The sequence below is a fragment of the Intestinibacter sp. genome (assembly GCF_051866655.1).
Taxonomy (GTDB): domain Bacteria; phylum Bacillota; class Clostridia; order Peptostreptococcales; family Peptostreptococcaceae; genus Intestinibacter.
In genome coordinates, this window is record NZ_JBJDXL010000102.1 from 1 (window position 1) to 6,697 (window position 6,697).

At 29.4% G+C, this 6,697-nt stretch carries 6 protein-coding genes; 2 read left to right on the plus strand and 4 right to left on the minus strand.

The window, feature by feature from the left end:
• The 4 genes from ACI3VO_RS02660 to ACI3VO_RS02675 all read right to left on the minus strand — a co-directional run.
• Window positions 1-672: hypothetical protein (locus ACI3VO_RS02660; protein WP_439756430.1), on the minus strand; the 672-nt coding region annotated here is incomplete at its 3' end.
• An 88-nt stretch (window positions 673-760) separates the two neighbouring features.
• A complete protein-coding gene (locus ACI3VO_RS02665) occupies window positions 761-2,155 on the minus strand; it encodes a hypothetical protein (protein WP_439756431.1) in 1,395 nt (464 codons plus the stop codon).
• Window positions 2,156-2,199: 44 nt separating this feature from the next.
• Window positions 2,200-2,724 (minus strand): hypothetical protein, encoded by a 525-nt coding sequence (locus ACI3VO_RS02670; RefSeq protein WP_439756432.1) that lies wholly within the window; start codon window positions 2,722-2,724, stop codon window positions 2,200-2,202.
• A 12-nt stretch (window positions 2,725-2,736) separates the two neighbouring features.
• Window positions 2,737-3,741, minus strand: a complete 1,005-nt coding sequence (locus ACI3VO_RS02675) for a hypothetical protein (RefSeq protein ID WP_439756433.1) — start codon at window positions 3,739-3,741, stop codon at window positions 2,737-2,739.
• A gap of 324 nt (window positions 3,742-4,065) precedes the next feature.
• Between ACI3VO_RS02675 and hydF the strand changes: the two genes are divergently transcribed.
• Window positions 4,066-5,289, plus strand: coding sequence for a [FeFe] hydrogenase H-cluster maturation GTPase HydF (gene hydF, locus ACI3VO_RS02680; protein ID WP_439756434.1), 1,224 nt, complete (start codon window positions 4,066-4,068; stop codon window positions 5,287-5,289).
• A gap of 10 nt (window positions 5,290-5,299) precedes the next feature.
• Window positions 5,300-6,697 carry an aspartate ammonia-lyase gene (locus ACI3VO_RS02685; RefSeq protein WP_439756435.1) on the plus strand — a complete coding sequence of 466 codons (1,398 nt, stop codon included), beginning with the start codon at window positions 5,300-5,302 and terminating at the stop codon, window positions 6,695-6,697.

The window sequence follows — 6,697 nt, forward strand, 5'->3', positions numbered from 1 at the left end:
TAATTTATACTCTATAAATTCTTCTGTAAAGCATAGATTATATTTATTTATTATGCTCTTAAATGAAGTTAATTCTTTATCGTCTAAATACAGTATCTTTTCTTTTTTACATAGAGTTTTGTTTATTGCACATTCGTATTTCCCATTTTTTAAAATCAATTGGTCGTCTACGATTATAAGCTCATTTAAGTCGAGTTCTCCATGTTTTTTTCCATAATCTTTTATCAAGTAGTACATATAGCTTTTTTCAAAAATTTTTTCGAAGTTATTTGTGAATTCCTTTTTTAGAAAATCCTTTGAGCTGTCATTTATATTTTTTGAAATCCTGTCATATAAAATATTTAAATGTGAAAAATTTCTAGCCTCCAAAAGTCTCATTTTTATGCCTTGCTTTTCACTTTCAAGGTATTTTTCTCGTTCTTTTGGTGACATGTTTTCGATATCTATTTTTAAATCGTATACTTTAAAGTCTTCATCTGTATTTATATCCGATTTTTCACTATTTGATGATATATCCATTTTTTCTTGATTTAAAAGCTCAACTGCCTTATCAAAAAAGCTTCCATCTACTATATTTTGACTGTAAAGCATCTGTAGCTTTAATATTAATTCATCGATATATTTTAATTTATCAAACTCAATATAGTTGAGAGTCCTATCAAATGATGTCATATAGCTTTCACCTACCAATCCTTTGTATATAAGTTTATTATACAAAAATGAGCCCTATAATTCTATAATTTACAGAGCTCATCTATTTCTAATTATTTTCGACTTTGTTTTTAGAGTAGAAATTATCTATTTCCTTTATCAGCTGCTCATTGCCTTTATTGAAAACTCTTTTTTGATATTGGACATTTTTGTTTATATTTTTTAAATTTTGTACAAATGATTTTTTCTCCTTTATTTTTATGTACTCTATCAAATCCTTCAAGTATCTAAACTTCATTGTATAACGGTTTTGGCTTCCATTTATTTGAATATTTATATTGTAGTAATCACAGCTGAACATACAATTTTTTAAAACAGTATCCTTAATTACATCTATTTCATTTTTTAAATCTCCCAATATCTCATCTGTGTTTTCTAAGTCTATTTCTATGTCCCTACAGATTAAAATTTCAGCCACAGGGTAGTTTTTAATATCGATTGAAGATGTGTTGTCGTATATTCGATTTCCTATTTTTATATTTTCTTCATCGTTTATTTCCGCCAAATTTAATTTACTTATCATAGATTCCATCTTTGTGAATATAATGGATTCTATATCATCGCATTTTACAAAATCTCCATTTAATAAAACCTTGTTGTGTAGCTCTTCAAGTGATTTCAAATCCTTCACATCGCATATATCGTTCAATAATTCCTGTTCTATCCTTTGTATTTCCTTTTGCACCTTCATATCTATATAGACATGGAGATCCTCATCTAAAAACTCCTTGTTCTTATTTATAAATTTTTCTAATTGATCTAATGTGGATTTTTCGTCTTTGTTTTCTAATATCTGCATCATTATTCCACTATAGTAATTTTTTAGTATTTCCTTATTGCTATCGTATTTCAATTCTATATCGCCGAAAACCTGCTCCAATTCAGATATATTTTTAGGTTCTGAAGCATTAATTCTCTTTTCTAAAAATTTTTTTTCGTCGACTTCAAAATTCGCTTCATTTTTTTTGTCTGGAATTTCTTTATTTATCTCTTCTATTATTTTATTTTTAAATTTATTGAAGTTCTCTCCTCTAAAATCTAGAATTTCATTTTTCTTAATTTCTAACTCTAATTTATCCTGTAATTGATCTTGGCTGTATTTAGATTTAAATATAGGCAAGATATTTTCTCTCCACCAATTTCCTATATAGTCGACATCTAAATCGACATTTATATTGTATTTATCCTTGTAATCAACGCTCAATATATCTTCGAAAAGCATTAGCTCGTATAAATCACTCTCTGGTGAAATATATTCGAGAGATATATTTTCTTCCTTCGATAAAATATGTTTAAGGTAAGAGTTAAACATATCGTTATCTAATTGTTTTTCTATAGTTTTTATCATTTTATCAAGTAAATCCTTGTTGAGTGTATTTGGATTTACAACGTTGTAAATCCACTCAGACATAATAAGTAATTTTTTATTTAAATTTTCATCCATAATCAAAACCTTCTTTAAAATTAATTTTTTCTATTGTAATTTTTTTAAACTAATCTAATATCTACACCTAAATTGTACGGCTCCTCTAATTGTATTTTTACACCTTCGAAATCAGCTACATAATACTTTTCACCCTGCTTCAAATCACTTGTAAACGGAATTTTAATATCATCCTTTGCAGAGTATATATAGGCAATTTCCTTTAGTATAATAGAGTCCAATCTTTTTATATAAATATACTTGCAGTTAAATTCACTCTCTTCGCCAAAACAATACTCTAAAATATTCTTTGTACCTATATATATGTAATTCGTATTAAATGAAAAAGCCTTATCTTCTACACCATTTACCACTGGAAAAGCTACTATTCTATAAATTCCTCTCATATACACTTGATAATCGCACTTGTTTTGAATATCCTGTCTTTTGACGATTTTATCTAAATATTCAAGGTCGTTATTTCTGAGGTTTTCTAGATAGACATTCATCTCCCCCTTATTACAATTCCATTTCCATTCAAATCTTATTTTATTTTTTTCACATAATGTAATTTTTTGATTATTTATCATATTTTCACCATATCATTTTATTTCTCGATAAACTGTACTAATTGTATTGTAGATTAAATCTACAAATAAATCTTCACCAATTAAATCTACAACCTGTTCTAAGTCCAAGCTATATGGTAGATTTTCGTATATCTTGTATATATTTTTTTCTATCGAGCTATCTATTTTATCCTTAAATCTATAATCATCAAAGACTAAATCACACATCAAATCTTTAATTATTTCTAAAATGTATTCCTTTGACTTAATCAAATCATTTAATTTTTCAATATTTAAAAGCTGCAACTCTTCTATTTCCAATTCGATTAATTTTATTTTTTCATTTAATATATACTTTTCTAGCTCTAGCTCAAAATGCTCTTTGATGTATCTATTTATAAATAGATTTAAATCGCTCGTTTTGTCAAACATATCCTCTGTATTTGATTTATTGCTTTTTCGATTTAATTCCTCGATTGTATTTGATTTTAAACTGCTTAACAACGATTTTAAATTACCTACTAAAATATTCAGTGGCAATTTACTTATTAAATCAAATTTCTCTAAATTTTTATCTGTATTTAATTCAATATATCTTCTAAAATAATTTTTATCTTTAAATACAATATTTTCTGCATCCTCTAGACAGAGCTTTTGATTGTTTTTCGTGAATTTATAGAATATAGATTTTTTATTTTTAGGTATTATAAAATCTATATTTTTACTGTTTATAGGTATATTTTTTACGTTTTCAACTAACTTATTTTTTCGGTATTTTTTTATTAAATAGGCATCTATTTCATTATTTACTTCAATTATTTTCTTATCAATCTCATCTATTGAACAATCTTTTATTTTTAATCCCAACTGACTCTCCATAATTTTTTTGAAATAGTATAAAACAATATATCTAGATAAATTGAATCTTTGACCATTTTGCATTTGAAAATCATCGAAATCAAATTCTCTTTTGCTTTTATACAATTTATCTAAATATACACCACATAATTTCAATATACCTTTTCTTTCAGTATTCATGCTCAAATACCCCCAAAAGATTTTTCACTTAATAACAGTATAATTCATAAATGCAATAATTATCAACAGATTCAACTTATTAGCGCACATTGAAATTATACTTTTTATATTAATTTTTCCATTTATTGATAATTAAAAACTCACTGTGATATAATTACTTTATTGAGTTATAGATGAGAATTTCTTGTTTATAGCTGATTATATAAACCAAACTGATTCAAAGGATAAAATCCGAAGAAAAAGTCAAGGTACAAAATATTATTTTAATTTGTAAATTTACCTTGCTTTTTTGCAAGGTCATCTTATTTTAAGGGGGGAATTTCAATGAGTTTAAACTCTACACCTTCTGCAGAACGTGTTCACATAGGTATATTTGGAAAACGTAATGCTGGTAAATCAAGTGTAATAAATGCAATAACAGACCAAAATTTAGCAATAGTATCAGATGTCAAAGGTACAACAACTGACCCAGTTTCAAAGGCAATGGAACTATTACCTTTAGGACCAGTTATTATAATAGATACTCCAGGGCTTGACGATGTCGGAGAGCTTGGAAAGATGCGTGTTCAAAAGAGCTATCAGGTTTTAAATAAGACAGATATAGCTATACTAGTTATAGATGGTACTATAGGTGCTACTCCTGAGGACAACGCTTTAATAGAAAGATTTAAAGAAAAGAAAATTCCATATATAATTGTGATGAATAAATTAGATTTAGTAAAAGATAAAGGACTAGATTTAGATATAGAAGATTCTCCTAATACTATATGGGTAAGCTCTGTAACTGGAGAAAATATATATGAGCTAAAGGAATTAATAGCAAAACAAGCTCCTACAGATGAATCAAAATTCCAAATCGTCGGCGATTTACTAGATCCTTCTGACTTTGTAGTGCTTGTAGTTCCTATAGACAAGGCTGCACCAAAGGGAAGATTAATCCTACCTCAACAACAAACTATAAGAGATATACTTGAAGCAGATGCAACTGCAATAGTAGTCAAAGAATACGAGCTTAGAGACACTCTTGCTAATTTAGGCAAAAAACCAAAGCTAGTAATAACTGACTCTCAAGTATTCGCAAAGGTATCTGCTGATACTCCTAAGGATATACTACTTACTTCATTCTCAATATTATTCGCCCGCTATAAAGGCGATCTAGAAGAAACCGTAAAAGGCGCAAAAGCTATAGAAACTCTAGAAGATGGAGATACAATTTTAATGTCTGAAGGATGTACTCACCACAGACAATGTGACGATATAGGCCGCGTTAAAATTCCTAGATGGATAATGCAACACTGTGGTAAACGACTAAACTTCGAATTCTCAAGCGGTACAGAATTTCCATCTGACCTATCAAAATACAAGATGATAGTTCACTGTGGTGGATGTACTCTAAATGCTAGAGAGATGAAATATAGAATAAAATGTGCACAGGATCAAAATATTCCTATAACTAACTACGGTATTTTAATCGCTTATATTCAAGGAATTCTACATAGAACTGTAGAAGCATTTCCTCATATAGCGTATTTGTTAGAAGAAGAATAGGAGTGGTTTTATGACTGATGACAACAAAACAGCAAAGAGAATAGAAAAAGATAAATTAGGAAAAGTAGCAATAGATCAAGACGCTCTTTACGGAATTCAAACAGCACGCGCACTTGAAAATTTCAAAATAAGCGACTCAAAAGTCAGAAAAGAACTCATTTACTCAATCGTAACAGTTAAAAAAGCCGCAGCAATGGCAAACGAAAAGGTAAAGGCTCTAGATAAGGAAAGGGCAAATGCAATAGTAGAAGCCTGTAATTTAATATTATCTGGAAAATACGACGACAATTTCGTCACAAATGCACTCCAAGGTGGTGCTGGAACTTCGACTAATATGAATGTAAACGAGGTCATAGCGAACTTAGCCCTAAAAATTTTAGGAAGAGAACCTGGTGACTACGACTACATACATCCCCTAGATCACGTAAATATGGGACAATCTACAAACGATGTATACCCTACTGCACTTAGAATCGCTTCTATAAATTTAGTCAGAGCCTTAAGCGACGAATGTAGTAAATTACAAGAAGCTTTACAACGCAAGGAAAATGAATTTGAATTTATAGTAAAGCTTGGAAGAACTGAAATGATGGACGCTCTACCTATTACTCTAGGACAAGAGTTCGGTGCCTATGCACAAGCAATTGCAAGAGATAGATGGAGAATTTACAAGGTTGAAGAGAGACTTAGACAGATAAATTTAGGTGGTACTGCTATCGGTACAGGTAGTAATGCGAATAAAATGTACACATTTAGAGTTATCGAAATAATAAGAGATCTGACAGGTATAGGCCTTGCAAAGGCTGAATATCCTATAGATTTAACACAAAACAACGATGTATTTGTAGAGGTTTCAGGACTTTTAAAGGCATTGGCTGTAAATATTATGAAAATAGCAACTGATCTCCGCATAATGAACTCAAAACCATTTGGAGAAATCAAACTAAGCGATATGCAGGCAGGAAGCACAATTATGCCAGGTAAAGTCAACCCTGTCATCCCAGAAATGGTGACTCAAGTTGCAATAAAGGTCATGGCAAACGACAGCGCAATCAGCATGTGTGCTGCAAACGGCAACTTTGAATTAAATGCATTTATGCCATTAATTACAGAAAGCCTTCTTGAGAGCTTGACTTTGCTTACAGAAACTCTAAAAATATTTAGAACTAAATGCATAAATACTCTAACTGCAAATGAAAAAAATTGCAAAAATCATTTAGATAATTCAATTGTCTTACTTGCGACTGCTTTAGTTCCTTATATAGGATACGATATGGCAACTCAGATTATATCAGAAAGCAACGAGGATCCTAAGAAGGTCAGAGAAATTGTATTAGAAAGAAAATTACTAGATGAAGATAAGTTAAATGAAATTTTAAATTATCAACACACTATAACTTACTTATAA

Bases quoted from the DNA above. Each gene is read 5' to 3' on its own strand.
- ACI3VO_RS02670 (WP_439756432.1), bottom strand. From the start codon at position 2,724: ATGATAAATAATCAAAAAATTACATTATGTGAAAAAAATAAAATAAGA.
- ACI3VO_RS02675 (WP_439756433.1), bottom strand. From the start codon at position 3,741: ATGAATACTGAAAGAAAAGGTATATTGAAATTATGTGGTGTATATTTA.
- ACI3VO_RS02665 (WP_439756431.1), bottom strand. From the start codon at position 2,155: ATGGATGAAAATTTAAATAAAAAATTACTTATTATGTCTGAGTGGATT.
- hydF (WP_439756434.1), top strand. From the start codon at position 4,066: ATGAGTTTAAACTCTACACCTTCTGCAGAACGTGTTCACATAGGTATA.
- ACI3VO_RS02685 (WP_439756435.1), top strand. From the start codon at position 5,300: ATGACTGATGACAACAAAACAGCAAAGAGAATAGAAAAAGATAAATTA.